Origin of the sequence: Halomonas salsilacus (genome assembly GCF_051216275.1) — a bacterium.
Taxonomy (GTDB): Bacteria; Pseudomonadota; Gammaproteobacteria; order Pseudomonadales; family Halomonadaceae; genus Halomonas.
The window spans coordinates 90513-117302 of record NZ_JBPKAQ010000011.1; the positions used below are offsets into that span (position 1 = coordinate 90513).

The following is a 26790-nucleotide window of genomic DNA, read 5'->3' on the forward strand; positions in this document are numbered from 1 at the left end:
TTGCCTTCATGCTCACCACCCTTGCCACCCTGCTCTCCCACTACCGGCGCCACCCCGGCCAGCTGGTGATGCTGCTGCTGGGCCTGTGGGTGGCCAGCGCCCTGTGGAGCGGGGTCCAGGCGATCAATGCTTCGGCCCGGGACAGCTACGCCCGCGCCGAGTCCCTCTTCTCCACCGGTCTGGACCGCCTGGAGCGCCGCGACGGCGAGGCGCTGACCCGGGATGACTTTCTGACCCTGCGCCGGGCGGGGGTGCCCGTCTCGCCGCTGCTGGAGGGCACCCTTGAAGCGCCGGACGGCACCCGCCTGACGTTGATCGGCATCGACCCGCTGACCCTGCCCGGGGAAAGCGGCCTCGCCACCGCCGGCAGCTCTTCCTCCTCAAACCCGGGTGAACTCACTGGCTTCCTCTCGCCGCCCTGGCAGACGCGGCTGGCGCCGGATGCGCTGGCCGCCTTCGACCTGGCCAGGGCCGAGGCCGAGGGTGCCACCCCTCGGCTGGCCGATGGCCGCCCGCTGCCGCCGCTGACCCTGGCCCCCTCGCTGCCGCCAGACACCCTGGTGATGGACATCGCCGCCGCGGCCGAGCTGCTGGCGAGCGGCCAGCGGATCACCCGACTCGTCACCGCCCCGGGGGCGCTGGCCCAGGCGCCACCGGGGCTGGCGCTGACCCGCGCCGACGTGCTGGTCTCGCCGGGCCAGCTCACCGAGAGCTTTCATCTCAATCTCACTGCCCTGGCCCTGCTGGCGCTGGTGGTGGGGCTGTTCATCGTCCAGGCGTCGCTGGGGCTGGCCCTGGAGCAGCGCCTGGGGATGCTGCGGACCCTGCGCGCCCTGGGGGTCTCCGGCCGCGCCCTGGTGGCGGCGCTGGCGCTGGAGCTGATGCTCCTCGGACTGCTCGGCGCCCTGGCCGGCATCGCCGGTGGGGTGTGGCTGGCCCGGGCGCTGCTGCCCGACGTGGCCGCCACCCTGGGCAGCCTCTACGGCGCCGAGGTGGCGGCCGAGCTGAGCCTGCCCTGGCACTACTGGGCCGGCGGCGTGGCGGTCACCCTGGGCGGCCTGCTGCTGGCCGGCAGCGGCGTGCTGTGGCGGGCGGCGCGGCTCAGCGTGCTGGGGCTGGGGCAGGCCCAGGCCTGGCGCGCGGGCTTCCGGCGCCAGCTGACACTGATGGCCGCCGCGGGCGGCGTGACGGCCATCATCGGCCTCGCGCTTTCGGCCTGGCTCTCCCGTCTACCGCCAGGGGAGGGGCTGGTGGCCGGCTTCGGCCTCGTCGGCGCCCTGCTGCTGGCCAGCGCCCTGTGGCTGCCGCCGCTGCTGGGTGCCGTCCTGGCCGGCCTGACCCACCTGGCCAGGCGTCGTCCCCTGGCCCAGTGGGCCCTGGCCGACCTGCAGCTGCAGCTGCCTCGGCTGTCGCTGGCCATGATGGCGCTGCTGGTGGCGCTCTCCGCCAACCTGGGGGTGAGCAGCATGGTAGGCGGCTTCCGCCTGACCTTCCTGGAGTGGCTGGACCAGCGCCTGGTGGCCGACCTCTACCTGCGCCCGCCGGCGGAACAGTTCGCGGCGATCGACGACTGGCTGACCGAGCGCCCGGAGGTGGCCGAGCGCCTGGCCACTCGGCGCAGCGAGACCCGACTGCTGGCCATCGAACCCGGCGGCGCAGGGGGAGGCGATGGAGAGGCAAGCCAACCGCGGGAGCGCCGCCTGCCGGTGGGGCTCTACGCCATTACTCCCGGCGAGACACTGACCCCGCGCTGGCCGCTGGCCGCCACCTGGGACGGGCGCGAGTCGGCCTGGGCGGCCTTTCGCGACGGCGCGGCCTTCGTCAACGAGCAGCTGGCAGTGGCCGAGGGCATCGTCCCGGGAGACCGACTGCGCCTGGAGGCGCCGGGCGGCGAGGCCCGGATAACCGTGGCGGCGATCTACCCGGACTACGGCAATCCCCGCGGCGAGGTGCTGCTGGCCGCACCGCACCTGGCCGAGCGCTTCGGCGCACCGCCCGGCTCGCTGGGCATCGTGCTGGCCAGTGGCGCCGACGACGCGGCCCTGGCCGTTGAGCTGACCGACGCCTTCGCCCTGGGCAGCGACAGCCTGCTGGACCAGCGCGAGGTGAAGCGCATCGCCACCGGCATCTTCGAGCGCACCTTTACCATCACCCGGGCGCTCAATGCCCTGACCCTCGGCGTGGCGGCCCTGGCGCTGCTGGCCAGCCTGCTCGCCCAGGCCGGGGAGCGCCGCCGACGGCTGGCGCCGCTGTGGGCGCTGGGGGTGCCCCGGGCACGGCTGGTGCAGCTCCAGCTGGCCCAGCTGGGCGGCGCGGCCCTGGCCGTGGGCCTTCTGGCGGTTCCACTGGGCATCGCCATCACCTGGGGACTGGTGGCGGTGGTCAACGTGGCGGCCTTCGGCTGGCGCCTGCCGCTGCATCTCTTTCCCGGCGAGATCGCCCTGACCCTGGCCACCGCCGTGGTCGTGGCGCTGGCCGCCGCGGCCCTGCCGGTGCTGCGCCTGTGGCGTACGCCGCCCCGGGCCCTGCTGGCCGAGGAGGCTTCGTGATGCGCCCTGCCCTGCGACCACGGCTCGCCACCCTGCTGATGACGTCTCTTCTAGCACTGGCCGGGTGCGGAGAGACGCCGCCCGACGGCGGCGGGGCGGGCTTCGCCGGCCTGGGCGAGAGCGCCGAGGGCTACGCCCAGGCCCGTGCCGGCACGCCGCTGCGCTTTCCCGAGGATCACGGCGCCCATCCGGACTACCGCATCGAGTGGTGGTACCTCACCGCCAACCTGGAAGACGAAACCGGCGAGCCGCTGGGCCTGCAGTGGACCCTGTTTCGCCAGGCCCTAGCCCCACCGAAGGAGACACCGTCGACCGAGCGCCTGGCGCCAGGCGACTGGGTCGCCGACCAGCTGTGGATGGCGCACCTGGCGGTATCCCGGGGCGAGCAGCATGCGGTGGCCGAGCGCTTCGCCCGCAGCCACTCAGCGGATGACAGCGGCCAGGCCGGCGCCGTGGCCCAGCCCTTCCGTGCCTGGCTCGACGACTGGGAACTGGCCACCCGGGTGGAAGACCCCGACGCCGACACCTTCGAGCAACTGACCCTCACCGCCTTCCACGGCGAGGACGAGTCTCGTGTCGGCTACCGCCTCGCGCTCACCGCCGAGGGCCCCCTGGTGCGCCACGGTGACGCCGGCTTCAGCCAGAAGTCCGCCGACGGCCAGGGCTCGATGTATGTCAGCCAGCCCTTCTGGCAGGTGGAGGGAGAGGTGGTGCTGGCGGGGGAGACCCATGAGGTCAGCGGTCAGGGCTGGCTCGACCGGGAGTGGAGCAGCCAGCTGCTGGGCCCCGAGCAGGCGGGCTGGGACTGGTTTTCGCTGCACCTGGAAGACGGCCACCGGTTGATGGCCTTCCAACTGCGCGGCGGCGGCGAGGCCGGCGGCGACTACCGCTCCGGCACCTGGATCACCCCCCGGGGCGAGCCCAGCCCCCTTGCCCCGGATGACCTGACCCTCACGCCGCTGGCAACCTCGACCGTGGCGGGCCGCGGGGTGCCCACCCGCTGGCGGCTGGAGGTGCCCTCGGAACGGCTCGACCTGATCGTGGAGGCGCCCCACGCCGAGCGCTGGATGGATACCTCGGTGCCCTACTGGGAGGGCGAGGTGGTCGCCCGCGATTTCGAAGGCGGAGAAACCCTTGGCATGGGCTATCTGGAGATGACGGGCTACTGACACCATGGAGCGGAAATGAACCTGCTGGAAGCCATGACCGCCTTCGTGCGCGTCGCCGAACTGGACAGCTATACCCGCGCCGCCGAGTCGCTGGACCTGTCGCGCACCCGGGTGTCGCGGTTGGTGATGCAGCTCGAGGCCCACCTGGGGGTACGCTTGATCCAGCGCAGCACGCGGCGGCTGCATCTCACCGAGGTGGGTGAACGCTACCTGGCCCGCGCCCAGGGCATCCTGCAGGCCCTGGAGGAAGCCGAAACTGAAGTCGTACAGGGCGCCAGCGAGATCCGTGGCAGGCTGCGGGTCAATGGCCCGATGAGCTTTGGCACACGCCACCTGGCCCCGCTGGTCGTCCGCTTCATGGTCGAACAACCGGCCCTGGAAGTACGCCTCGATCTCAACGACCGCCGGGTGGACCTGCTCGAGGAAGGCTACGACCTGGCGATCCGCATCGGCGAGCTGCCGGATTCGAGCCTGGTGGCCCGCCGCCTCACCCGCTGCCGGCTGCTGCTGTGCGCCTCGCCGAGTTATCTCGTCAAGCACGGCGAACCGAAGAACCTGGAGGCGCTGGCCGAACATCGCTGCCTACGCTATCGCACCGGCGGCAGTACCGACTGGCAACTCGGCGGGCATCGCCTCGCGGTGCAGGGACCGCTGGACAGCAACAATGGCGACGTCCTGACGCTGGCGGCCGAGGCCGGGCTTGGTATCGCCCACCAGCCGAGCTTCCTGATCACCGAGAGCATCCGCAGTGGCCGGTTGGTGCCGCTGCTCACCGAGGAGGCGCCGGTCAACCTGGGTATCCACGGGGTCTTTCCGGCGCGCCACCACCTTCCGGCCAAGATTGAACTGTTCCTCGACTTCCTGGCCGAGGCCTGGGGCGACCCGCCGGCCTGGGAGCGCGACATGGGACTGTCGCAAATTACGCAACAATGATTTTCATATAGGCCAGATTATCTTCGCATGGGCCGGGTATAGAGTGATCACCATCAACACACACCTACCCCGACGGAGATTACGACCATGACCACTCAAGCCCTTTCAGCGACCCACACCGAGACCCTGCAGCCCCATGCCATCGCCTTGCTGCGCATCGCGCTAGGCGTCATGACCCTGGCCCATGGCCTGATGAAGGTGTTCCTCTTCACCGTGCCCGGCACCGTGGGCTACTTCGAGTCCCTGGGCCTGCCCGGCTTTCTCGCCTACCTGACCATCCTCGCTGAAGTCGGCGGCGGCCTGGCGCTGATCCTCGGCTTATTCACCCGCTGGGTGAGCCTCGCCCTGGTACCGGTGCTGCTGGGTGCCGCCTGGGTCCACCTCGGCAACGGCTGGGTATTCTCCAACGAAGGCGGCGGCTGGGAATTCCCGGTGTTCTGGGCCCTCGCCCTGCTGGTACAGGCCGGTCTCGGCAGCGGCAGCCTGGTCCTCAACCGCCGCTTCGCCTGAGCCCTGAAAACGGAAAACTGAAAACTGAAAACTGAAAACCACCCTGCGTCTGTCCACCCCGGGCAGGCGCACCCCTTTTACGGGAGCGTTGTCATGCAAAGCCTCTTCATTTCCCACGGTTCGCCCATGCTGGCCCTGACCGAAACATCGGCCCACGACTTCCTGCGCGAGCTCGGCCAAACTCTTAAGCCCCGCGCCGTGATCGTGGTCTCGGCTCATTGGGAAAGCCGCCAACTGCTGGTCAGCACCAGTAAAAGACCGGAGACGATTCATGACTTCGGCGGCTTCCCCCGAGCGCTCTTCGAAGTCCAGTACCCCGCGCCCGGCGAGCCGGAACTGGCTCTGCGCCTGGCCCGCGAACTCAACGCCGTGCCCGTCGAGCGCGGCCTGGACCACGGTGCCTGGGTGCCGCTGTCGCTGATGTTCCCTGAAGCCGACGTGCCGGTGGTCTCGCTGTCGCTGCCGGTAGCGTGGAGCAACGCCGAGCTGGTGGCCCTGGGCGAGAAGCTCGCCACCTTGCGGGAGGAAAACATCCTGGTGGTCGGCTCGGGTAGCCTGACCCACAACCTGATGGAATTGCAGGCCCTGGCGGCACCAATGCCCGCCTGGGTCGGCGAATTCGCCGACTGGGCGCATGCCCGCCTGGAAGCCGATGACCGCGACGCCCTGCTCGACTGGGAATCCGCCGCCCCCAAGGCCCGCGAGAATCACCCCACCCCGGAACACTTCCAGCCGCTACTAGTCGCCATGGGCGCCGGCGGCAAGGCCGAGCGCCTGCACCACAGCGTCGAGCACGGCGTGCTGGCCATGGATGTCTATGCCTTTGGGTGAAAGCCGAGGTGCTTGTCGGTATCAATCCGCCTTGCCGGCCATCCTCGCGGGCTCGACCACCTCGATCCAGTAGCCGTCGACGTCCTTTACGAACACCACGTTCTTCATCTTGCCCTGGTCGGAGCGCTTGACGAACTCCACGCCGTTGGCGTCGAGCCAGGCCTCGGCGGCCGCGAGGTCCGGCACGCTGAAGCAGATATGGCCGAAGCCCTGGGGCTCGGCGTTGCCGTCATGGTAGGCGAAGTCGGCCTGGTTCTCGGTGCCCCAATTGTGGGTCAATTCCAGCAGCCCCGTCTGGCTGAAGGTCCAGACGGTGCGCGCGTCCGAAGCCTCGGGTACCGCGTCATCCTCCTCTAGCCTAGCCAGGAAGTAGAGCGAGAACCGCATCTCCTCGACGTCGAGGCGACGCACGACCCGCATGCCGAACACCCGGGTATAGAAGGCCAGCGCCTTCGCGGGGTCCTTCACCCGCAGCATGGTGTGGTTGAGGCGAAAGCCTGCGGAATCGGCGGTGGGGGTCTGGACGCCGGGGTGCTGCTCACCCTGGAAGCTCATGGGCAACTCCTGTCTGCAAAAGAAGAATCTTCCTCTGAGCATGGAGACAGCGGCGGGAGTTTTCCAGTCATGGCGAAACGGATCTTGTACAAAATATAAATAAAATAAAAGAAAATGCTCGGTTCACGAAATAATCGCGGTAACATCGGCAAATTAGTTCTACAATTGCTGTACAATAACGCCAACACCCAGAGCCCGGAGATTCCCCATGTCTGCCCATGCCTACCAGCTGAGTGACCATATCACCCTCAAGGAGCTGGCCCGCGCCCTCTCCCAGGGCTTCTCGCCCATCGTCGAGGTGGAGTCCATGGATGGCATCTACACGGTGCGCCTCCACCATGGCACCGGCGTCTCGGAGCTCTCAAATGCCGCGGGGCATACCCTGACCTTCCTTGGCACCGGCGAGATCCGCGACCAGCTCGGCGGGATCGGCCTGACCCACGGCGTGCTGACCTGGTCGGACCAGTGCGGCGACGAGATGATCGGCGTGCCGGGCCATGCGCTGACGCCGGACGAGATGCTCGCCAATGGCACCCGCATCGCCTTTCGCTGAGGCTTCCCGAGCCGAGTGGCAGGGGCTAATGTAGAGGCATGTCCGACTCAGCGGAGTTCACCGCATGCCTCTCCTGCCCCGCCCAATCGCCTGGCGAGCCACCGCGGCGATGGCCAGATGATCCACGCCCCGGGCTGCGGTCGTCGAGTGGAAACGGCGCTGGTGGAAATCGCCTACTGGCAGAAGCGCTTCCTGGGCGCGGCTCAGGTGGCGCCCTGAGCCTTCGATAGCGGCCCTGCCGGCAGCCAGACCCGAGACGCCAACCCGCCCAGCGGTGAGCGCCCAAGCGCGAGACGGCCTCCATACAGGGCGGCCAGATCGGCTACGATGGCCAGGCCCAGGCCGCTGCCGGGCTCCTGCTCGTCGAGCCGCGCCCCACGCGCCATGGCCTGATGGCGCTGCGCCTCGCTCATGCCGGGGCCATCGTCGCTCACCTCGATCCAGCACGCGCCCCCCTCCTCGCCGCCGCTCAGGATGACCGTGGTCGCCACCCAGCGCAGGGCGTTCTCCAGCAGGTTGCCGACCAGCTCCTGGAGATCCTGGGGGTCCATGCGCAGCATCAGCTCGGGTGGCAGCGAATGGCTGAGGCGGATGCCTCGCCGCTCGGCCAGACGACCCAGCCCCTCGAGCACCGGCGCCAGCACCTCCAGGCAGCGGCTCGGCCGATGCAGCCCGGCATCGCCCGCGGCGGAGGCCCTCGCCAAGTGGTGGCGCACGGCCTCGTCGATGCGTCTGAGCTCGGCCCTCATGCGCTGGCGCAGCGGTTCCTCGAAGCTATCGGCCTGGGTGGTCAGCACGCTCACCGGCGTCTTCAGCGCATGAGCCACGTTGCCCGCGGCGTGGCGGGCCCGCTCCATCAGCCGCCGATCCCGCTCCAGCACGCCGTTGATGGCGCCGGCCAGCCGGGACAGCTCACCGGGCAGCCGGGTGTCCAGCCGCTCGGCCTCGCCGTTCTCGACGTCGCGCAGGTCACCCTGCAGCCGGCGCAGCGGCGCCAGGGCCCAGCGCACCTGGGCCGCCAGCGCGACCAGCAGCAGCAGGGCCAGCCCCAGCAGGGAGAGCACCAGCAGGCGGGTGAAGCCGGCCAGCTCGGCGTCCAGCCCCTCCCGGCTGAGCGCCACGCTGACGTGCAGCGGTCTCTCGAGGGGGGCCAGGCGAATATCGCGCTCGATCAGGCGCAGGGGCACCCCGCGAGGCCCCATGACATCACGCACCTCGGGGCCTGAGGCCGGCACCACCGGCAGCCGCTGGTCCCACAGGGAGCGCGACGCCAGCAACCGCTCGGCGCCGTCGCTGACCTGCCAGTACCAACCGGAGAAGACCTGCTCGAAGCGCGGGTCGCCCAGCGAGCGCTCGTGTCGGAGCCGCTGTTCCAGCGCGTCGTAGCGCACCTCGACGATGACCACATTGAGCAGGGCCTCGAGGCGCTCGTCGAAGGCGGCGGTGGTGGAGGCGCGAAAGTGGTGGCCGAGGCCGAGGCCCGCCAGGGGCAGCGAGACCAGGATCACCAGCAGGGCGGCCAGCAGCAGGCGGGTGGCCAGGGAGGCCCGCGCCAGCGAGGGTAGGCGGCTCATGGGGTGCTGTCGCCGCCCGTCAGCCGGTAGCCCTGCCCGCGCAGGGTCTCGATGTGCGCCGCCCCCAGCTTGCGGCGCAGCCGACTGACCTGGACATCGATGACGTTGGAGTCGGGCTCGTGATCGCGGTCGTAGACGTGCTCGGCCAGCTCGCTGCGGCTGACCACCCGCGGCGCGGCGTGGGCCAGGTAGGCAAGCAGCCGCGCCTCCTGGGCGGTGAGGCTCACCGGGCATCCGGCGCGGGTCACGCTGCCGGTGTGGGTATCGAAGGCCAGCTCGCCGATGCGCAGCACCGGATGGGCATGGCCGTGGCTGCGCCGCACCAGGGCGCGCAGTCGAAACAACACCTCGGCGGTCTCGAAGGGCTTGGTGACGTAGTCGTCAGCGCCCGCCGAGAACCCCGCCGCCTTGTCGGCCCAGCGGCTGCGGGCGGTGAGCACCAGCACCGGCAGCGCGATGCCGTCCTCGCGCCACTGGCCGAGCCAGCGGGTGCCGTCGCCATCGGGCAGGCCCAGGTCGAGGATCAAGGCGTCATAGACCTCGGTGCGCACCAGGAAGTCAGCCTCGCCGCCGCTGGACGCTCGCTCGACCAGCACCCCGCCCCCGGCCAGCGCCTCGGCCAGCGCCTCGGCCAGGGCGGCATCGTCCTCTACCAGCAGCACCTTCATGGGCGGCGCCTCATGTCGTCGATGCCGACCCCCTCGATGCCGGTCAGTTCGCCGCTGGCGGCATCGAACTCGAACTCCACCCGCTGACCGCGGGGGCCGAGCATCTCGACCTCGTAGACCAGCCGACCCTTCTCACGCTCCAGCTCCACCTCGAGCACCTGCCCCCGGTAGTGGGCCTCCAGCCAGTCGAGGATCTCGGACATCGGGACCAGCTGGCCGCGGCTCACCCGCTCATGGAGGTCGTACCAGTCGTCGTCGCCCGCCGCCGCAAGGGGCAGGCAGGCCAGGGCGATCAGCAGCGCCAGGGCGAGAACTGCGGCGCGGCCCTGAGGCAAGAGGCGAGGAAACAGCAGGCATCGAGTCATGGACAGAGCTTGCCAGCCGGAAGATGAATGCAGCATGAACGAGGCTGTCAGCCCCCGGCAAGGTCGCGGGTGATACAAAGGTGGCGTACCCGACCGAGGTACCCAACCGAAGGAGTTGTTCCCATGACCATCAAGATGCTGATTGCCGGTTCCCTCGCCACCCTGGCGTTGGGCGCCACCGCCGCCCAGGCCGAGGACACCCTCCCCGTGGGCAGCCTCGACGCCGTGCTGGAGCGAGGCGCCGCCTACGGCTTCACCCACTACCTGGAGATCGAGGGCAAGGAGCGCGGCCAGGTGGAGATCGAGGGCTGGCTGGACGACGAGTGGAAGGCCGAGGTGCGGCTCTCGCTGGAGAGCGGTGAGCTGTTAGAGGAGGAACGCAAGCGGAGAGACGACGGCCCCTGGGGCATGAGCGAGGCGGACATCCGCCTGGCCATGGAGGTCGCGGTGGCCGAGGGCATGGCCGAGTTCGAGGAGATCGAGATCGATCGCGATGACCTGATCGAGATCGAGGGGCGCGATGACAGCGGCCGCGAACTCGAGGTGACCACCCGACGTGGCGAGCGGGAGCTGGTGAAGGTCGAGCGCGACTGAGCCACCGAAAGACCAGCCACCGAAAGACCAGGCAGCAACACTAACAGCAAGAGAAGAAGCCCGGGGCGCCACTACCGCTCCGGGCCTCTTGCCTCTTGCCGTTTGCCGTTTGCCGTTTGCCGTTTGCCGTTTGTAAATGCTGCGATGCAACGCGGTTCGAGGCCGCAGCCCCGAACCGCGTACCGCTCAGGTCATGCGCTGCAGGGTGCGGTCGGCGAACAGCCACTGGTGGCCCAGCACCGCCACCACGTGTCCACCGATCACCAGCCACAGCAGGTTGGCGGCCACCTCATGCACCTCCTCGAAGGCTTCCTCCAGCCACTCGATCTCCGCCCCGGCGGGGACCAACGGAAGGCCGAAGAAGGCCACCCCGTGTCCGCTGCCAACGGCGGCCAGCAGGCCGGAGACAAGGATCAGCCCCAGCAGGCCATAGAGGGCCAGGTGGCCCAGCAAGGCCGCCCACTGCCAGTGGGCGGGGGGTGCCAGGCGTCCGCGGTTGATCCAGCGCCAGACCAGGCGGAAGGCCAGCAGCCCCAGCAACAGCAGGCCAATGCTCTTGTGCAGACCCATGGCGCTGCTCTTGCTCAGGGCATCCATCCACCAGTCGCTGACCAGCATCAGCAGCAACAACGGCACCATGGCCCAGTGGACCAGGCGGGAGACGACGCCGTAGCGTTGTTCGGAATCGAGCCAGTTCATCGTGATCACTCCTCTGTGGGTAACGTGATCCTTGTACGACGCGGCGCCTGTCCACAGGCTGACAGGCGCGTTCATGCGCCATTCATCTGCGGCCTTTACAGCCGTCCGGCCGGCGGGGATAGTGGTGCCATGACGACAGGGGCGCCGCGGTGGAGAGCTGCCGCGGCTGAGAGGCACCCTTGGCACCTGACCCGGATAATGCCGGCGTAGGGAGTCGTGCAGCCGAGGCTCCGCCTGCCTGCACCTCCCGCGCCCGGGAGGCCGCATGTCCCATACGAAATTCCCCTCGCTCGACCCCGCCGCCCACCTGGCCCGGGTGCGCGCGCGTGCCCCGCTGGTCCACAACATCACCAACCTGGTGGCCATGAACACCATGGCCAACGTGCTACTGGCCATCGGCGCATCGCCGGCCATGGTGCATGCCCGGGAGGAAGCCGCCGAATTCACCGCCATCGCCGACGCCCTGACGGTCAATATCGGCACCCTCTCGCCCCATTGGGTCGACGCCATGATCGAGGCCGCGGAGGCAGCCCGCCTGACCGGCAAGCCCTGGGTGCTGGACCCGGTGGCGGTAGGTGCCACCGCCTACCGGCGTGAGACCGGGGCGCGCCTGCTGGAGCGCCTGCCCACGGTGATTCGCGGCAACGCCTCGGAGATCATCGCCCTGGAGGCCCGCGGGGCCCGCGGGGCCGGCGGGCGCGGCGTCGACAGCAGCGACCCGGCCGAGGCCGCCGAGCAGGCCGCCATCGGCCTGGCCCGCCGACTCGGTTGCGTGGTGGCGGTGACTGGCGAGGTAGATCTCGTCACCGACGGCCGGCACCTGACGTACGTGCACGGTGGCCACCCGCTGATGCCGAGGGTCACCACCCTGGGCTGCTCGCTGACCGGGGTGGTAGCCGCCTTCCTGGTCGGCGCCGAGGACCCCTTCGAGGCCACCGTGGCGGCCCTGGCCTGCTACGCCGCGGCCGGGGAGCTGGCCGGCGAGGCGGCCAGGGGCCCGGGGAGCTTCGCCGTGGCCTTCCTCGACGCCCTGCATGCCCTGGACGGCGACACCCTGAGGGGTCGCCTGCGACTGGAGATGACCGATGCGACTTGATCTCTCCCTGTATCTCGTCACCGACCCCGGCCTGTGCGCCGGACATGGCCTGATCGAGACCGTGGTGGCCGCGGTGCGCGGCGGGGTGACGGTTGTGCAACTGCGCGACAAGCACGCCTCTGATGACGAGATGATCGACCAGGCCCGGCGGCTCAAGGCGGCGCTGGCCGGCAGCGGCGTGCCGCTGATCATCAACGACCGCCTGGCGGTGGCGCTGGAGAGCGGCGCCGACGGCCTGCATATCGGCCAGGACGACGGCGAGGTAGCCGCCGCCCGCGCGGCGCTGGGCGAGCGCGCCCTGCTCGGCCTCTCGGTGCAGACCCCAGCGCAGCTCGCCCGGGTGGATGCCGAGCGCCTCGACTACCTGGGGCTGGGGCCGGTGTTCGCCACCCCAAGCAAGCACGACCACGCCGAGCCGCTGGGCTTCGCGGGGCTGGCCGCACTGGTGGCGGCCAGCCCCCTGCCGGCGGTGGCCATCGGCGGGCTCAAGGCCGAGCACGCGATGGCGGTGCGCCAGGCCGGCGCCGGTGGGCTGGCGGTGATCTCGGCGATCTGCGGCCGCTCCGACCCGGAGGCCGCGGCGCGCCTCATCTTCACCGAAAGATGAGGACAAAAGAGGAGGTTTATAAACGTTACGAGCGAAGGTCAGGCAAGGCGAAATCAGACGAAAAAGCGGAGTTTACGAGCTGTAAATGAGCATTTTGAGTGTGATTTCAACACAGCATGGCTCAGCGCAGTCGTTTGTAGGCCTCCTGTTCAGGAGGTCGGCCGGCGCTTGAGCGACGTGCGGCCTTCCCGGTAGGCAATGGCCAGGCCGCTGCCGATGATCAGGGCGCTGCCGACGAAGACCCAGATATCCGGCATCTCGCCCCAGAACCACCAGCCCAGCAGCACCGCCCAGAGCATGGCGCTGTAGTCAAAGGGGGCGGCGATGGCCGCCGGGGCATGGCGGAAGGCCAGGGTGATGAAAGCGGTGGCCCCCACGCCGAACAACCCCGAGCCCAGGAAAGCCAGCCAGTGCCAGGGGTGGGGCGTCTGCCACACCCAGGGCAGCGCCAGGGTGGTCAGCAGGAACGGCACCAGGGTCATGTAGAAGACCATGGCCCAGAGGTGCTCGCTGCTGCCCCAGCGCCGCGCGGTGATCATCATCAGCGCATAGAAGACCGCCGCGCCGATCAGCGCCAGGGCGCCGGGGTCGAAGGCCGCGCCCCCGGGGCGGACCACGATCAGCACCCCCGCGAAGCCCACCAGCGACGCCGCCAGTACCGGCCCCTCGATGCGCTCGCCCAGCAGCGGCACCGAGAGCAGGGTGACGAACAGCGGTGCCACGAAGGCGATGGCGGTGGCCTCGGCAAGGGGCAGCAGGGTCAGGCCGAGCACGAAGCAGAACATGGTGCCGGTGTAGATCAGCCCGCGTAGCAGGTGCACCCCGGGGCGCCGGGTACGCAGCTTGCGCAGGCCGCCGCCGAAGTGAGCCAGCAGCGCGATCATCGGCAGCGAGACCAGGGTGCGGAAGAAGATGATCTGCAGCGGCGAGTGCACCTCGCCCAGCCACTTGGCGATGGCGTCGCCGATGGCCAGGCAGAGCACGCCCAGGCACATGAACCCGATCCCCTTGAATGACGATGACATATCTCCTCCCTGTGGACCCTCACGCTGACCCAAAAACACCACCCCGCCGACCAGAGGCCGGCGGGGTGGTTGTCGTGCGAGGCTAGCGGCTCTGCCGGCGGGCGGCAAGGCCGTGCTGAAGGGCTCAGAGGCTCGCGTTGATCACCATGCAGTCCATGCCCTCGCTGGCCAGGCTGCGACAGGCCCGATAGGCCTGGTTCTCGTCGAGGTTGACCAGTCGGGCGCGAAAGAGGGCCTGGGTGCCGCTCACCTCGTGGATATCCACCCGGGCATTGAAGAGATCCTGGCTGAGCCGGTCGGCGGCGCGGCTGGCATGCTGGCGCGCGTTATCGGGATTGGAGAAGGCCCCGACCTGAACGCCCCAGCTGGCGCTTGACCCCACCGGCTCGAGCCGATGCAGGGTCTCGCTGCGCTGGGCGGCGGAGGGCTCCGCGCGGGTCATCAGCTCGCGGATCGGGTCGTTGGCGGAGCCCTGGGCGGTCTGTGGTAGCGAGGGCCGGGCCGAGGGCAGCGGCTCCGGGGCCGGCAGGCTGGCCAGTTGACGGACGGGCTCGGGCGCCGAGCGGCTGGCCAGTTGCATCTCGGGCTGACGGGCCGGCGCCGCCGGTGCACCCTCCATGCTCATGCGGTCGCCGGAGAAGTCCGCCTGGGCGACCCAGTCGCCGCGACCATAGAGCGAGGCACGCACGAAGCCGCGGTCGAGCAGGTCGGCCATGTGGGTATCCCGCGAAGCCGCGGTGAAGCCCCCCATCACCACCGAGACGAGGCGGCGTCCGTTGCGTACCGCCGAGGTGGCCACGTTGAAGCCCGAGGCGCGAATGAAGCCGGTCTTCATGCCGTCCGCCCCGGGGTAGCTGCCGAGCAGACGGTTGTGACCGGTGATGGTCTGGCCATTCCAGGTGAAGCGGGTCTGGGAGAAGTAGTGATAGTACTGGGGAAAGTCCTGCATCAGCCGGATCGACAGGGTCGCCATGTCCCGGGCCGTCGTGGTCTGAGCGGCATCGGGCAGGCCGTTGGGGTTGCGGAAGGTGGTGCGATGCATCCCCAGCTGCCGCGCCTTGTCGGTCATCATCCGACCGAAGTTGGCCTCGTTGCCGCCCAGCGCCTCGGCCACTACCACCGCCACATCATTGGCGGAGCGGATGACCAGTGCCTGGATGGCGGTCTCCACGGGCAGGGTCGAACCGGCTTTCACGTAGAGCTTGGACGCCTGCTTGGACGCCGCATAGGAGGAGACCTGAAGCGGCGAATCGAGACGCAGCTCACCCCTCTCCAGCTTCTCGAACAGCAGGTAGAGCGTCATCATCTTGGTCAGAGACGCCGGATAGCGGGTCTCGTCGGGATTTACGGCGTGCAGCACCTCGCCACTCTCCATGTCGACCACGATGGCGGCGTAGCGTGGATTAGCCTGGGCCGAGGTCGTGGTGGCCATGGACATGGCCAGGCACGCCAGCAGCACGATAGCGCCGATGCCATGGCGCCGGATTCTGATTATGGTTGCGGTCACCATCTGCGTTCCCTCTGCGTTCCCCTGCGTGCCGAACAGGCGGCACTACCTCACTAGGCATTATGAACAGGAAATTCCTACTGTACAGGGCGCCAGGGCAGGAAAGGCGGCGATTCTTATGCGCTTTCACAATTTTCTTGGCCCTCGCCATGCCGACAGCGTGCGCAAGGGGGGCTCGCGGCTAGCCGCCCTGGCCCAGCAGGCGGGCCAGCCCCAGCCAGGTCAGACGCAGCGCCAGCAGGGTCAGCGCCCACTTGAACAGGGTATCGAAACGGTGGTCGGAGAGCCGGTGCAGCAGGCGCAGACCCAGCCAGGTGCCTAGGAAGCCCGAGGCCACCATGACCAGCATCAGCGCCAGCCAGTCGCGGAACACGAAGCCGGCCACCCCGAACACGAAGGCCTTGGTGAGGTGCTGGGCGCTCATGCAGGCGGAGAAGGTGGCCACCTTGCCCAGCCGCCCCTCGGCCCCCTGCTTGATGAAGGCCGCCACCATGGGGCCGCTGGCCCCCACCAGGCTGGAGAGCAGGGTGGTCACCGCACCGGCCAGCAGGGTGCCGACACGCCCCAGGGCCCGCCTGGGCAGCCCCGGCCCCCAGCAGGAATAGAACACGAAGGCGGCGATGCACAGCTCCAGCACCCCGCTCGGCAGCCGCACCAGCAGCCAGGCCGCGGCCAGGGCGCCCAGCACCACGCCGGGCAGGAAGGCCGCCAGCAGGGTACGATCCACGTGACGCCAGGTGAGCACGGTGCGCCCGGCATTGGAGCCGAACTGCACCATGCCATGCACCGGGATCAGCGCCGCCGCCGGCATCACCTGGGCCAGCGCCATGATCATCAGCAGCCCGCCGCCCACGCCCACTGCGGCGGTCAGTGCCGAAGTGAACGCCGAGACCAGCACCAGCACGCCGTTGACGCCGCCAGACAGAGGCGAGAGCGCCTCCAACAGCGCCGTCATGAGGCGATACGCCCCTCCTCCACCGCGTGACAGGCCACCTCGCTGCCGTCGCTTCGCGCGATCATCGATGGCACCTCGGCCCTGCAGCGCGCATCGGCATGGGGGCAGCGCGGGTGGAAGGCGCAGCCCGAGGGCGGATGCACGGGGTTCGGCACCTCCCCCTCGATCATGGTGCGCTCGCGGCCCTCGCCCTCCAGCGAAGGCACCGCCGCCAGCAGCATCCGCGAGTAGGGATGGTGGGGGGTGGCGAACAGCTGGTCGGCGGGGGCGATCTCGGCGATGCGGCCCAGGTACATCACTGCGATGCGATCGGCCATGTGCTTGACCACCGCCATGTCGTGGCTGATGAACAGATAGGTGAGCCCGTACTGCTGCTGCAGGTCCTTCATCAGATTGAGGATCTGCGCCTGCACCGAGACGTCCAGCGCCGAGGTGGGCTCGTCGCAGACCATGAACTCCGGTTCGTTGGCCAGCGCCCGGGCGATGGAGATGCGCTGGCGCTGGCCGCCGGAGAACTCGTGGGGGTAGCGCAGCGCATCCGCCGGCGACATGCCGACCTGCTCGAGCAGCTCGCCCACCCGACGGCGGCGGTCGGCACCGCCCATCTCGGGGCGGAAGAAGCGCAGCGGCTCGCCGATGATGGTGCCCACCCGCCACAGCGGATTGAGGCTGGCGTAGGGGTCCTGGAAGATCATCTGGAAGCGCTGACGGATCGGGGCGGCCTGGCGTCCGCTGCGCCCGGCCAGGTCGCTGATGTCCTGGCCGTCGAAGACGAGCCGGCCGCGGGTCAGGCCATAAAGCCCGACGATCAGCCGCGCCACCGTGGACTTGCCGCAGCCGGATTCCCCCACCAGAGCGACGGTCTCGCCGCGGCGAATGGTCAGGCTCACCCCGTCCACCGCCTTCAGTGTCAGCTTATCGGCGCGCTCCAGCACCCGGTTGAGCCAGGGCTTGGAGACATCGAAGTGGCGCGCCAGGTCGGTCGCCTCCAGCAGCACCTCGCCGCTCTCGGCGGTCGGGATCGGCCCGGTCTGGCGAGACCCGGTCTGGCGAGACCCGCTATGAAGGGGTTGGCTCCGGCTCATCGCGCTGTCTCCCTGGGGCTTTCCTCACCTGGCTCGTCCTGCCGTTGGCTGAGTGCGTCGCGGCGCGGCAGCGGATTATCCGGGTCATGCAGCCAGCAGGCGGCCTGGCCGGCGCCGGCCGGCAGCAGTTCGGGGCGCTCGGTGCGGCAGCGCTCGGTGGCGTGGGGGCAGCGCGGGTTGAAGGCGCAGCCCTCGGGAATCGCCGCCAGGCGCGGCATGGCCCCCTCGATCTGGTAGAGCCGCTCGCGGCGCTTTGCCAGGCCCGGGATGGAGGCCATCAGCCCCTCGGTGTAGGGGTGTTGCGGGTGGCGGATCACCTCGTTCACCGGGCCGATCTCGATCAGCCGCCCAGCGTACATCACCGCGACCCGATCGGCGGTCTCGGCGATCACCCCCATGTCGTGGGTGACCAGCATCACTGCCGCGCCGCGCTCGGCGCAGACCCGCTTGAGCAAGGCGAGGATCTGCGCCTGGACGGAGACATCCAGCGCCGTGGTGGGCTCATCGGCGATGATCAGCTCGGGTTCTGCGGCGAGCGCCAGGGCGATCACCACCCGCTGACGCATGCCGCCTGAGAACTGGTGGGGATAGGCGCCAAGCCGCGCCGCCGGTGCCGGGATGCCCACCTCGGTGAGCAGCGCCAGGGCCCGCTCCCGGGCCTCCTTCTCGCCGATCGGCAAGTGGGTGCGCAGGGTCTCCATCAGCTGGTCGCCGATGGAGAACAGCGGATTGAGGCTGGTCAGCGGGTCCTGGAAGATCATGCCGATATGCCGCCCGCGCAGCGGCACGAAGTCGTCTTCCGCCAGGTCGTCGATGCGCCGACCGGAGAGACGCACCTGGCCGCCGGCGATATGACCGGGCGGCTCCAGCAGGCGGATCACGGCGTTGCCGGTCATCGACTTGCCGGCGCCGGACTCCCCCACCACACCCAGCACCTCGCCGGGGGCGATATCGAAGGAGATGTCGTCCAGCGCCACCAGGATGGCGTGCCGGGTGGGGAACTCCACGCGCAGGTGGCGCAGGCTGAGCACGGGTTCCTGGGCGCCATCCGGCTTTTGGCCGGCGCCGCTCTTGCTATCGGAGCTTTTATTATCTGAGCTTGGGGTTGAGGACATCACGCAACCAGTCTCCCAGCAGGTTGACGGAGAGCGCCAGCAGCAGCAGGGCGACCCCGGGGAAGAGCAGGATCCACCACTCTCCCGAGAACATGTAGTCCTGGCCGACCCGAATCAGGGTCCCCAGGCTCGGCTGGGTAGCCGGCATACCGACCCCCAGGAACGACAGCGTGGCCTCGGCAATGATGGCGAGCGCGAGGCCAATGGTGCCGATCACCAGCACCGGGCGCATCACGTTGGGCAGGATGTGCTGGAAGAGGATGCGGTGATCCGGCAGGCCGATCACCCGGGCAGCCTGCACGTACTCCTTGCCCTTCTCCACCATGGTCGCCCCGCGCACGGCGCGGGCGTACTGCACCCAGTCGGAGAGGCCGATGGCCACGATCAGCACGATGATCGCCACCTCAGCGTGCATGGAGCGCGGCAGGAAGCCGCGGATCACGCCGAAGATCAGCAGTGCCATGAGGATCGACGGGAAGGTGAGCTGGACATCGGCGATGCGCATGATCAGGGCATCGCGCCAGCCGCCGCGGAAGCCCGCCATCAGGCCGAGTGCCGTGCCCAGCGCCAGGGCGAAGAGCACCGCGGCGAATCCCACCAGCAGCGAGATTCGCGAGCCGTAGAGGATCGCCGAGAAGACGTCGCGGCCCTGACTGTCGCTGCCCATCAGGTAGAAGTTACCGGTGAAGTCCGAGGTGGTCAGCGGCGGCGTAAAGGCATCGATCAGCTCCAGCTGGCGCGGGTCGAAGGGGTTCTGGGGCGCGATCCAGGGGGCGAACAGGGCCCCGGCGAACATCACCAGGGTAACAACGGTGGCGAGTATCACCACCGGCTGGCGCTTCCAGGAGTAGACGATGTCGCTGGCCAGGAAGGTCCGCAGGGCACCCGGCGGCTTCGACACGACGACTGCCGCTTCTGTGCGTTGCACATCCTGGCTCATTCGGCACCTCCCTGCACGCGCAGGCGCGGGTCCACGGCGTAGTAGAGCAGGTCGACGATCAGGTTGATGATCACGAACACCAGGGCAATCATCATCAGGTAGGCGGCCATCACCGGGACATCGACGAAGCGCACCGCGGTGATGAACAGCGCCCCCACGCCGGGCCACTGGAAGACCGTCTCGGTGATGATGGCAAAGGCAATGATGGTGCCGAGTTGGAGGCCGATGATGGTGATCACCGGGATCAGGGTGTTCTTCAGCGCGTGGCGCAGGTTGACCACCCGTTTCGACAACCCCCGGGCCCGGGCGAACTTGATGTAGTCGGTGCGCAGCACCTCCAGCATCTCGGCGCGCACCAGGCGCATGATCAGCGTCAGCTGGAAGAGCCCCAGGGTGATCGCCGGCAGGATCAGCGACTTCAGGCCACTGGCGGTGAGCAAGCCGGTGTTCCACCAGCCCAGTTCGACCACCTGGCCGCGGCCGAAGGCGGGCAGCCAGCCCAGTTCCACGGCGAACAGGTAGATCAACAGGATGCCGATCAGGAAGGTGGGCAGCGACACGCCGATCAGCGAAGCGGTCATGATGAACTTAGACAGCCAGCTGCCGCGCTGGATGGCGGTGTAGATGCCGAGCACGATGCCCATGACCACGGCGAAGATCGCCGAGATGATGGCAAGCTCCAGGGTGGCCGGCAGGCGCTCGAGGATCAGGTCACTGACCGAGCGGGCCGAACGGTAGGAGATACCGAATTCGAACTGGGCGGCATTGACGACGAACTGCCAGAACTGCACCACCACCGGCTGATCGAGCCCGAGCTGGACGCGCAAGGCTTCACGGTCGGCCTCAGTGGCCTCCTGGCCGAGCATGTTGAGCACCGGGTCGCCGACGTAGTGGAACAGCGAGAAGGAGATGAGCGCGACCACGAACATCACGAAGATGGCCTGCAGCACGCGCTGGATCAGGAAAGCGAGCATGAGGTGTCCATAACGTTGTGCCCCCCGGCCGCTTGTGGCGGCCGGGGGGCTTGGGCGTTACCAACGAATCAGTCGTTGAACTTCAGGTACTTGAAGTGCGGCGTGTTCTCGCTCTGCACCTTGAAGTCGATATCGTCGCGCATCGACCAGGTAAGCATCTGGTGGTGGATCGGGATGTAGACGATCTCGTCGTGCACAATCTGCCAGGCCTCACTGATCATCTCGTTGCGCGTCTCTTCATCGGTCTCCTGGCCCATGGCCACCGTCAGCTCATCCACCCGCTCGTCGGAGTAGCCGGTGAAGTTCCAGCTGCCGCGGTCGCCTTCCTTGGTGTGGTAGAGGTAGTTGAAGACGTACTCGGAGTCCATGGTCGGCACGCCCCAGCCGAGCATGTAGAAATCATACTCCTCGCGGGCCAGCTCGGCGAAGTGCAGCGAGCGGGTCTGGGCGATCAGATCCACGGTGATGCCGATGCGCGCCAGCATGCTGACCACCGCCTGGCAGATCTGCTCGTCGTTGACGTAGCGGTCGTTGGGACACTGCAGGGTGACGCGGAAACCGTCTCCATAGCCGGCCTCGGCCATCAGCTCGTTGGCGCGGGTCATGTCCGAGGGCACGACCTCGTCGAGCTCTGCGGAGTAGCCGTTGACGAAGGGCGGCGCGATCATCCCGGCGGGCTCGGAGTTGCCACGCATTACCGCGGTACGGATCGTGCCTTGGTCCACGGCCAGGTCGATCGCCTCACGCACCCGGCGGTCGGCGAAGGGGTTGTCGTCGGTATCGGCGCTGCGCAGCTCCGCAGAGGCCAGGTCCATGCCCAGGAAGATGGTGCGGTTCTCGGCGCCCTGCTCGTTCTTGAGGCCCGGGGCGTTGCCCAAGCGCTCGATGTCCTGCACCGGGGTCTCCTGGAGCAAGTCCACCTCGCCGGAGAGCAGCGCCGCCACGCGGGTGGCCGCCGACTCGATGGGGGTGAAGATCAGCGCGGTGATCTCCATGGGGTAGTGGTCGATTCCCCAGTAGTCGTCGTTGCGCTCGAAGACGGTGCGCACGTCCGGCTCGCGGCTCACCACCCGGAAGGGGCCGGTGCCATTGGCGTTGCGAACGGCATGGGTCTCTTCGCCGGCGGCGTAGTTCTGGGGCTCCTCGACGCCGTGCTCCTCGGCCCATTCACGGCTCATGATGAACAGGTTGGTGAGGTTGTTGGGCAGCAGCGGGTTGGGGTCGTGGGTCTCCACGTGCACCGTATAGTCATCCTCGGCGCGCACCTCCTTGATGGAGGTGAGCAGGCCACGCATGTCGGCGTGCTCGTGACGCGCGCGGTTCAGCGAGAAAACCACATCGTCGGCGGTCAGCCCCTGGCCCTCGTGGAAGGTCACCCCCTCGCGGATCTTGAACACCCAGATGTGCGGGTCGTCGCCGTGGACGAACCATTCGGTGGCCAGGCCCGGCTGGTACTCCACGTCCATGTCCTGGTAGATGAGGGTGTCGAAGATCTGGTGGTTGACCGAGTGGGTCGGCCCCTCGTTCTGGGAATGGGGGTCCATGGTCAGGCTGTCCGCGGAGCGGGTCCAGCGCAGGGTCTCGGCATGGGCAGCGGAGGCGACCATGGCGGCCGCCACGGCGGTAACGAGCAGTGTCTTCCTGAGCATCTTGTTGTTCCTCGTTCAAGCGTTTGATGGGCGCATGCCCTGAACAGGTTCTCCCATAACGTAGACGAGAAGGAAAGCACCCCGCCGGAACAGATTTTCAGCGCTGTTTTGACTCTCCCTCCGTCAACGCTGCCTCGTGCTAGCATCCGCTTAACACGATTCTTTCCGGAGCCTTCCGCTGATGGTCGATCGCAGCCCCATGGTTGGACTTCTATGGTTACTACTGCTGGTGGGCGCCGCTCCGGCCTGGGCGGCCAGCCTTCAGGTGGTTGATGCCCGTGACGGCTCCCCGCTAGTCGATGCCGTGGTAGAGGTAAATCACCCCGGCCCCTCACGGCCCGACACAGAGAACGACATCATCCAGCGTGATGCCACCTTCATCCCTCACGTGTCGCTGGTACCCAGGGAAAGCCGAGTGAGCTTTCCCAACCGCGACACCACACGCCACCATGTTTTCTCCTTCTCTCCCGCCAAGACCTTCGAGCTGGAGCTCTACTTACAGGAGACCCCGCCGCCGGTGTCCTTTGATCGGGCCGGCGTGGTGGTACTGGGGTGCAACATCCACGACCACATGCGTGCCTTCATCGTGGTCAGTGATGCTCCTACCATGGCCATGACCGACGCCGATGGCCATGTGTCGCTGGCGGACCTGCCACCCGGCACCCATACGCTGCGGATCTGGCATCCGCATCTGGAGGATACGCATCTGGCGTGGTGGGAAGGGACGATCACCGCTGGCGAGCCTTACTCCGTGGCCCTCGAACTGCGTGCCACGCCCCCTGCCCCGCCCGAGCCTTCGGCACTGCAGCAGCGATTTCGACAGGCGCTCGAGTACCGGGAGCAAGAATGAGTTTTCGTCGTCGTCTCCTGCTGGTGATGCTGTCAGTGGTCATGCTGGCCCAGCTGGTGACTGCCGGCGCCACCCTCAACACCCTGCAGCGCGACGTCCAGGAGAAAGCCAGCCATGACCTGTCGGTAGGGCTGGATGTCATGCAGCAGTTACTCATCGAGCGTGGCGCCCGCCTCCGCCACAACGTGTCAATACTTGCCAACGACTTCGGCTTCAAGAGTGCCGTCGCCACCGAGGACACCCCGACGCTACAGAGTGTGCTGGCCAACCACGGTGACCGTGCCGGTGCCGATCTGGTATTCCTGGCAGCTCCGAGTGGCGAGCTTCTGGCCAGCAGCCATCATTCTCCAGGTATCCCCCTTCCCTATCCTGAACTCTGGGAATATGCCCGCGACACCGGAGAGAGTGTGCAGGTGGTCATCGAGGCAGGCCGCCCCTACCAGGTCGTTCTGCTACCGGTTCGCGCCCCTGGCCTGATCGGCTGGGTGGGCATGGGGTTCTTGCTGGACGATGCCCTCGCCCGCGAAATCGGCGACCTGACTGGCCTGGAAGCCAGTGTGCTTGCCTTGGGCGACGCCAGCACCACGCTCTTTATCGCCTCCCCTCTTCCCCCCGCGCAGCAGGCAAGGCTGGGGACGTTGGAAAGCGCACTGCTAGAAGGCCGCTACCTCGACCATAGCGCCTATGATGACCAGGGCGACTACCTAACACGCGCCAGCCTGCTTCACGAAGGCGAAGGAGGACGCGTCTATGCCATCGCCCAGCAGTCCCGTGCTGCCCTGATGGCGGTCTACGGCGAGCTGCGCTGGCAGCTGCTGGCGATCTTCGCCTTCGCACTGGCCCTGACGGCGCTGGTCGCGGCACTCAGCGCTCGCCGTATGGCCCGCCCGCTGACGACGCTGGCCGATGCCGCAAGACGAATCGGCCGCGGCGAACGGCTGACCACGCGACCGGTAACGGAGAGCGGCGAAGTCGGGCTGCTGGCGGACACCCTGATGTTGATGCAGCAGGATATCGACCGCCGCGAGCACACCCTGCTCTTCCAGTCGCGACATGATCAGCTGACCGGCCTGGGCAACCGCCACTCTGCACAGCAGGATATCGACGACCTTATCGCATCACCACAGCCGTTCACCCTGCTGCGCCTGTCAGTGAACGGTTTTCGTGCCATCAATGACACCTTTGGCTATGACATCGGCGACCAAGCACTGCGTACCCTGGCGGAACGCCTGGAAGCGGTACCGCCCCCCCGGATGGGGTCCTATCGATTGAGCGGCGACGAATTCCTGCTGATCATAGATACGCCCGCTGCCGATGCGGGAATGATCGAGAATCTCCATCAGCGGCTGGACGCCCCCATGGACATGCAGGGTTCCCCGATCCGCCTGACGCTCGCTATCGGCGAGGTTCGCCATCCGCAGCATGGTGACAGCGCCGCCCTGCTGCTGAGGCGCGGCGAGATCGCTCTGGACATGGCCCGCCATGCCCGACAGCCGCACCAGTGCTATGTGGAGGGATTCGACGAACTCCACTTGCGCCAGCTCACCCTGGTGCGTGACCTTCAAGGCGCCGCCCGGAATGGCGAGCTGACCCTTGTGTACCAACCACAGCTCGAGACGCTCAGCGGTCAACTGGTCAGCGTGGAGGCACTGATGCGCTGGCGGCATCCCGAGCTGGGCTTCGTTCCCCCCGATGAATTCATTGTCCTGGCCGAACGCTCGGGTCTGATACACGGCATGACCGCCTGGATGCTGGAGACCGTCTGCGCACAGCTCGCGGCCTGGGAAGCCGAAGGCATGGCACTGGCAGTCGCCGTCAACCTCTCCGCCCAGGACATCAACGACCCTGGCCTCCCCGTCCGTATCGCCGACTGTCTGGCGTTGCACGAGCTAGCCCCCTCCCGCCTGCGCCTGGAGATCACCGAGAGCGCCATCATGCAGGACCCGGAGCACGCCCGCGAGCAGCTCAACCGCCTGCGCGAGACGGGACTGCGCATCGCCGTGGACGACTTTGGGACCGGCTACTCCTCGCTGGCTCAGTTGAAGCGCTTGCCGGTCCAGGAGCTCAAGATCGACAAATCCTTCATATTGCGACTCGACGAGAGCCCCGACGACGAGATCATCGTGCGCTCGACCATCGAGCTGGCCCACAACCTGGGGCTCGAAGTCGTCGCCGAGGGCGTGGAGACGTCCGCTTCTCGGGCCCTGCTGGAAGCCCTGAGTTGCGATCTCCTGCAGGGCTATCTTTTTTCGCGCCCCTTGCCACCGAATGACCTGCTGAGCTGGGCACGTGCGCACCGACTCGATCACACAGGAGTCGCCCTGTGATCTATCGCCTGCCCACCCTGACCGCCCTGGCCCTTGGCCTGGCATTGCTGCTAGCCGTCGTCAACCCCGCCGCCGCGGACAGCCGCCTGCTCGGCACGGGTGGCGTGACTGCCGTGGAAGGGGCCGCCGGCGGCGGACTATCGCCGTGGGGGGTGCTGACCGGCACCGCCAGCGAGGGGGAGTGGTCCATCACAACGACAAGAACGGCGGCGCGCCTGGACGACTATCGCCTGGACGTCAGCGGCATCGCCACCAACTGGAACGACCGCATGGAAGTCTCCTACGCTCGACAGCGCCTGGGGCTCGACACCCTGGGTGGGCAGCTCGATCAGGACATCCTTGGCCTTAAGCTGAAGCTGCTGGGCGATGTGCTCTATCACCCCTGGGGCATCTGGAGCCTGGGCGTTCAGCACAAGGAGCTGGTCGATGGCCAACTGCCCCTGGCAGTGGGTGCGAGGGACACCCGCGGCAATGACGTCTATCTCGCCGGGAGCAAGCTGTTCTTCGATGCTCTGGCGGGGCGAAACCTGTTGGCAAACCTGACCCTGCGCTCGACCAAGGCGAACCAGGGCGGCCTGCTCGGCTTCGGAGGCGACCGCAAGGCCTCTCGCTCGCTGGTCGCCGAGGGGTCGCTGGGGCTTTTCCTGTCACCCAGTTGGGTGGTCGGCGCAGAATACCGCCAGAAACCCGATAACCTGGACTTCGCCGGTGAAGATGACTGGCAGAGCCTCTACACGGCCTTCTTCTTCAACAAGCATGTTTCCCTGACCGGGGCATGGCTGGACCTGGGCAGCATCGCCGGCCTGGACGATCAAGGAGGCGGCTACCTGTCGCTCCAGGTCGCCTTCTGATCTATCGCATTTGACCTATCGAGGTAACCCATGGAGCCATTCAGTCGTGCGACGAGGCCACTCCTGCCAGCTCTGCTGGCTTTATTCCTAATGACCGGTTGTGCCCCCACCAGTCAACAGGAAAGCCTCTACACCCGGCTAGGCGGTGAGGCCGGCATCACCGACATCGTCGAGGACTTCACCTTGCGCCTGGCCGATGACCCCGAGATCGTCATCTTCTTCGCCAACTCCAACATCGACCTTTTCGTCGCCTCCCTAAAGGAACAGCTCTGTGACATCGCCAACGGCCCCTGCCGCTACGAGGGGCCACCCATGGACAGGGCTCACCAGCACATGGGCCTGACCGATGCCCACTTCAACGCGGTGGTGCAGCATATGCAGGACGCCCTGATCCACCAGGAGGTACCGGTCGGGGCACGCAACCAGTTGCTGGGTAGGCTGGCGCGGCTCCATGGAGACATCATGCGCCTGCAGTGACGCCGCTCTCTTTTGATATGCTGGTTCCATGGCAACTCAACCTCCTTCCCGCCGGCACCCTGGCCCTGGCCGTGGTGGGCGGCCTCTCCATTTCCATGCTGCTGACGCTATTCGTGTTGCCCTGCCTCTACCTGATCGTCAACCGCCTTGCCGAGCGCCTCAAGAGCTGGCTGACCGGGCGGGCATCGCCCTGGTAGCGGAGTCTTTCCCGTGCGGCTGCCCGCGCTCAGCACTCGATGGCGTTGACGGCGAGCCCGCCCCGGGAGGTCTCCTTGTACTTGGCCTGCATGTCGGCACCGGTATCGCGCATGGTGCGAATCACCTTGTCCAGG

Annotated in this window: 28 protein-coding genes and 1 riboswitch; of the genes, 14 read left to right on the forward strand and 14 right to left on the reverse strand. The window is 68.0% G+C overall.

Features of this window, described 5'->3' with window-relative positions; all coding sequences use genetic code 11:
* The first annotated feature begins 8 nt into the window (after positions 1-8).
* The 5 genes from ACR80S_RS15070 (at position 9) to ACR80S_RS15090 (ending at position 5992) form a co-directional block, all read left to right on the forward strand.
* Positions 9-2549, forward strand: coding sequence for an FtsX-like permease family protein (locus ACR80S_RS15070; RefSeq protein ID WP_435403708.1), 2541 nt, complete (start codon positions 9-11; stop codon positions 2547-2549).
* Complete coding sequence (locus ACR80S_RS15075) at positions 2549-3718, forward strand: lipocalin-like domain-containing protein (RefSeq protein ID WP_435403709.1); 1170 nt, start codon at positions 2549-2551, stop codon at positions 3716-3718. The genes ACR80S_RS15070 and ACR80S_RS15075 overlap by 1 nt, the downstream gene beginning before the upstream one ends.
* A gap of 15 nt (positions 3719-3733) precedes the next feature.
* Complete coding sequence (locus ACR80S_RS15080; protein WP_435403710.1) at positions 3734-4651, forward strand: LysR family transcriptional regulator; 918 nt, start codon at positions 3734-3736, stop codon at positions 4649-4651.
* Positions 4652-4738: 87 nt separating this feature from the next.
* On the forward strand, positions 4739-5161 hold the full coding sequence (locus ACR80S_RS15085; protein WP_435401793.1) for a DoxX family protein: 423 nt from the start codon (positions 4739-4741) through the stop codon (positions 5159-5161).
* Positions 5162-5254: 93 nt separating this feature from the next.
* On the forward strand, positions 5255-5992 hold the full coding sequence (locus ACR80S_RS15090) for a DODA-type extradiol aromatic ring-opening family dioxygenase (RefSeq protein WP_435403711.1): 738 nt from the start codon (positions 5255-5257) through the stop codon (positions 5990-5992).
* Between the two features lie 21 nt (positions 5993-6013).
* Here ACR80S_RS15090 and gloA read toward each other — a convergent pair whose 3' ends face one another.
* A complete protein-coding gene (gene gloA / locus ACR80S_RS15095) occupies positions 6014-6547 on the reverse strand; it encodes a lactoylglutathione lyase (RefSeq protein WP_435401791.1) in 534 nt (177 codons plus the stop codon).
* A gap of 208 nt (positions 6548-6755) precedes the next feature.
* Here gloA and ACR80S_RS15100 point away from each other — a divergent pair, with 208 nt between their 5' ends.
* Positions 6756-7100, forward strand: a complete 345-nt coding sequence (locus ACR80S_RS15100; RefSeq protein WP_435401790.1) for a hypothetical protein — start codon at positions 6756-6758, stop codon at positions 7098-7100.
* 203 nt (positions 7101-7303) lie between these two features.
* Here ACR80S_RS15100 and ACR80S_RS15105 read toward each other — a convergent pair whose 3' ends face one another.
* The 3 genes from ACR80S_RS15105 to ACR80S_RS15115 are packed head-to-tail and all read right to left on the reverse strand — an operon-like array spanning position 7304 to position 9707.
* A complete protein-coding gene (locus ACR80S_RS15105) occupies positions 7304-8674 on the reverse strand; it encodes an ATP-binding protein (RefSeq protein ID WP_435403712.1) in 1371 nt (456 codons plus the stop codon).
* Entirely contained in the window at positions 8671-9342 is a 672-nt protein-coding gene (locus ACR80S_RS15110; protein ID WP_435401788.1) for a response regulator transcription factor, read from the reverse strand. Before ACR80S_RS15110 ends, ACR80S_RS15105 begins: the two co-directional genes overlap by 4 nt.
* Entirely contained in the window at positions 9339-9707 is a 369-nt protein-coding gene (locus ACR80S_RS15115) for a PepSY domain-containing protein (RefSeq protein WP_435401787.1), read from the reverse strand. The genes ACR80S_RS15110 and ACR80S_RS15115 overlap by 4 nt, the downstream gene beginning before the upstream one ends.
* A 123-nt stretch (positions 9708-9830) precedes the next feature.
* Between ACR80S_RS15115 and ACR80S_RS15120 the strand changes: the two genes are divergently transcribed.
* Positions 9831-10301: a PepSY domain-containing protein gene (locus ACR80S_RS15120; RefSeq protein ID WP_435401786.1), complete on the forward strand. Its 471-nt coding sequence runs from the start codon at positions 9831-9833 to the stop codon at positions 10299-10301.
* 186 nt (positions 10302-10487) lie between these two features.
* On the opposite strand, the gene ACR80S_RS15125 is transcribed toward ACR80S_RS15120, so the two are convergent.
* Complete coding sequence (locus ACR80S_RS15125; protein ID WP_435401785.1) at positions 10488-11000, reverse strand: cytochrome b; 513 nt, start codon at positions 10998-11000, stop codon at positions 10488-10490.
* A 127-nt stretch (positions 11001-11127) separates the two neighbouring features.
* A riboswitch (TPP riboswitch) is annotated at positions 11128-11230 on the forward strand.
* Between the two features lie 35 nt (positions 11231-11265).
* Here ACR80S_RS15125 and thiM point away from each other — a divergent pair.
* Together thiM and thiE are read left to right on the forward strand one after the other, a co-directional pair.
* Positions 11266-12096, forward strand: a complete 831-nt coding sequence (gene thiM, locus ACR80S_RS15130; RefSeq protein ID WP_435401784.1) for a hydroxyethylthiazole kinase — start codon at positions 11266-11268, stop codon at positions 12094-12096.
* A complete protein-coding gene (thiE, locus tag ACR80S_RS15135; protein WP_435401783.1) occupies positions 12086-12703 on the forward strand; it encodes a thiamine phosphate synthase in 618 nt (205 codons plus the stop codon). Before thiM ends, thiE begins: the two co-directional genes overlap by 11 nt.
* A gap of 149 nt (positions 12704-12852) precedes the next feature.
* On the opposite strand, the gene ACR80S_RS15140 is transcribed toward thiE, so the two are convergent.
* The 8 genes from ACR80S_RS15140 to ACR80S_RS15175 form a co-directional block, all read right to left on the reverse strand.
* Entirely contained in the window at positions 12853-13728 is an 876-nt protein-coding gene (locus ACR80S_RS15140) for a DMT family transporter (protein ID WP_435401782.1), read from the reverse strand.
* Between the two features lie 124 nt (positions 13729-13852).
* Entirely contained in the window at positions 13853-15238 is a 1386-nt protein-coding gene (locus ACR80S_RS15145) for a serine hydrolase (protein WP_435401781.1), read from the reverse strand.
* Positions 15239-15416: 178 nt separating this feature from the next.
* Positions 15417-16190 (reverse strand): sulfite exporter TauE/SafE family protein, encoded by a 774-nt coding sequence (locus ACR80S_RS15150; RefSeq protein ID WP_435403713.1) that lies wholly within the window; start codon positions 16188-16190, stop codon positions 15417-15419.
* A complete protein-coding gene (locus ACR80S_RS15155) occupies positions 16187-17275 on the reverse strand; it encodes an ABC transporter ATP-binding protein (RefSeq protein WP_435403714.1) in 1089 nt (362 codons plus the stop codon). The genes ACR80S_RS15150 and ACR80S_RS15155 overlap by 4 nt, the downstream gene beginning before the upstream one ends.
* Entirely contained in the window at positions 17272-18390 is a 1119-nt protein-coding gene (locus ACR80S_RS15160; RefSeq protein WP_435403715.1) for an ABC transporter ATP-binding protein, read from the reverse strand. The genes ACR80S_RS15155 and ACR80S_RS15160 overlap by 4 nt, the downstream gene beginning before the upstream one ends.
* On the reverse strand, positions 18365-19330 hold the full coding sequence (locus ACR80S_RS15165) for an ABC transporter permease (protein WP_435403716.1): 966 nt from the start codon (positions 19328-19330) through the stop codon (positions 18365-18367). Before ACR80S_RS15165 ends, ACR80S_RS15160 begins: the two co-directional genes overlap by 26 nt.
* Positions 19327-20304, reverse strand: coding sequence for an ABC transporter permease (locus ACR80S_RS15170; RefSeq protein ID WP_435401776.1), 978 nt, complete (start codon positions 20302-20304; stop codon positions 19327-19329). Before ACR80S_RS15170 ends, ACR80S_RS15165 begins: the two co-directional genes overlap by 4 nt.
* Before the next feature lie 68 nt (positions 20305-20372).
* A complete protein-coding gene (locus ACR80S_RS15175) occupies positions 20373-21953 on the reverse strand; it encodes an ABC transporter substrate-binding protein (protein WP_435401775.1) in 1581 nt (526 codons plus the stop codon).
* A 181-nt stretch (positions 21954-22134) separates the two neighbouring features.
* On the opposite strand from ACR80S_RS15175, the gene ACR80S_RS15180 reads away from it, so the two are divergent.
* The 5 genes from ACR80S_RS15180 (at position 22135) to ACR80S_RS15200 (ending at position 26655) form a co-directional block, all read left to right on the forward strand.
* Complete coding sequence (locus ACR80S_RS15180; protein ID WP_435401774.1) at positions 22135-22803, forward strand: carboxypeptidase regulatory-like domain-containing protein; 669 nt, start codon at positions 22135-22137, stop codon at positions 22801-22803.
* Complete coding sequence (locus tag ACR80S_RS15185; protein WP_435403717.1) at positions 22800-25130, forward strand: putative bifunctional diguanylate cyclase/phosphodiesterase; 2331 nt, start codon at positions 22800-22802, stop codon at positions 25128-25130. Before ACR80S_RS15180 ends, ACR80S_RS15185 begins: the two co-directional genes overlap by 4 nt.
* A complete protein-coding gene (locus ACR80S_RS15190) occupies positions 25127-25981 on the forward strand; it encodes a DUF3034 family protein (protein ID WP_435401772.1) in 855 nt (284 codons plus the stop codon). The genes ACR80S_RS15185 and ACR80S_RS15190 overlap by 4 nt, the downstream gene beginning before the upstream one ends.
* 90 nt (positions 25982-26071) lie before the next feature.
* A complete protein-coding gene (locus tag ACR80S_RS15195; RefSeq protein ID WP_435401771.1) occupies positions 26072-26458 on the forward strand; it encodes a group I truncated hemoglobin in 387 nt (128 codons plus the stop codon).
* Positions 26459-26475: 17 nt separating this feature from the next.
* Positions 26476-26655, forward strand: a complete 180-nt coding sequence (locus tag ACR80S_RS15200; RefSeq protein WP_435401770.1) for a hypothetical protein — start codon at positions 26476-26478, stop codon at positions 26653-26655.
* Between the two features lie 29 nt (positions 26656-26684).
* Here the strand turns inward: ACR80S_RS15200 and ACR80S_RS15205 are convergent.
* On the reverse strand, positions 26685-26790 hold a 106-nt coding region (locus ACR80S_RS15205), incomplete at its 5' end, for an L-serine ammonia-lyase, iron-sulfur-dependent, subunit alpha (protein WP_435403719.1).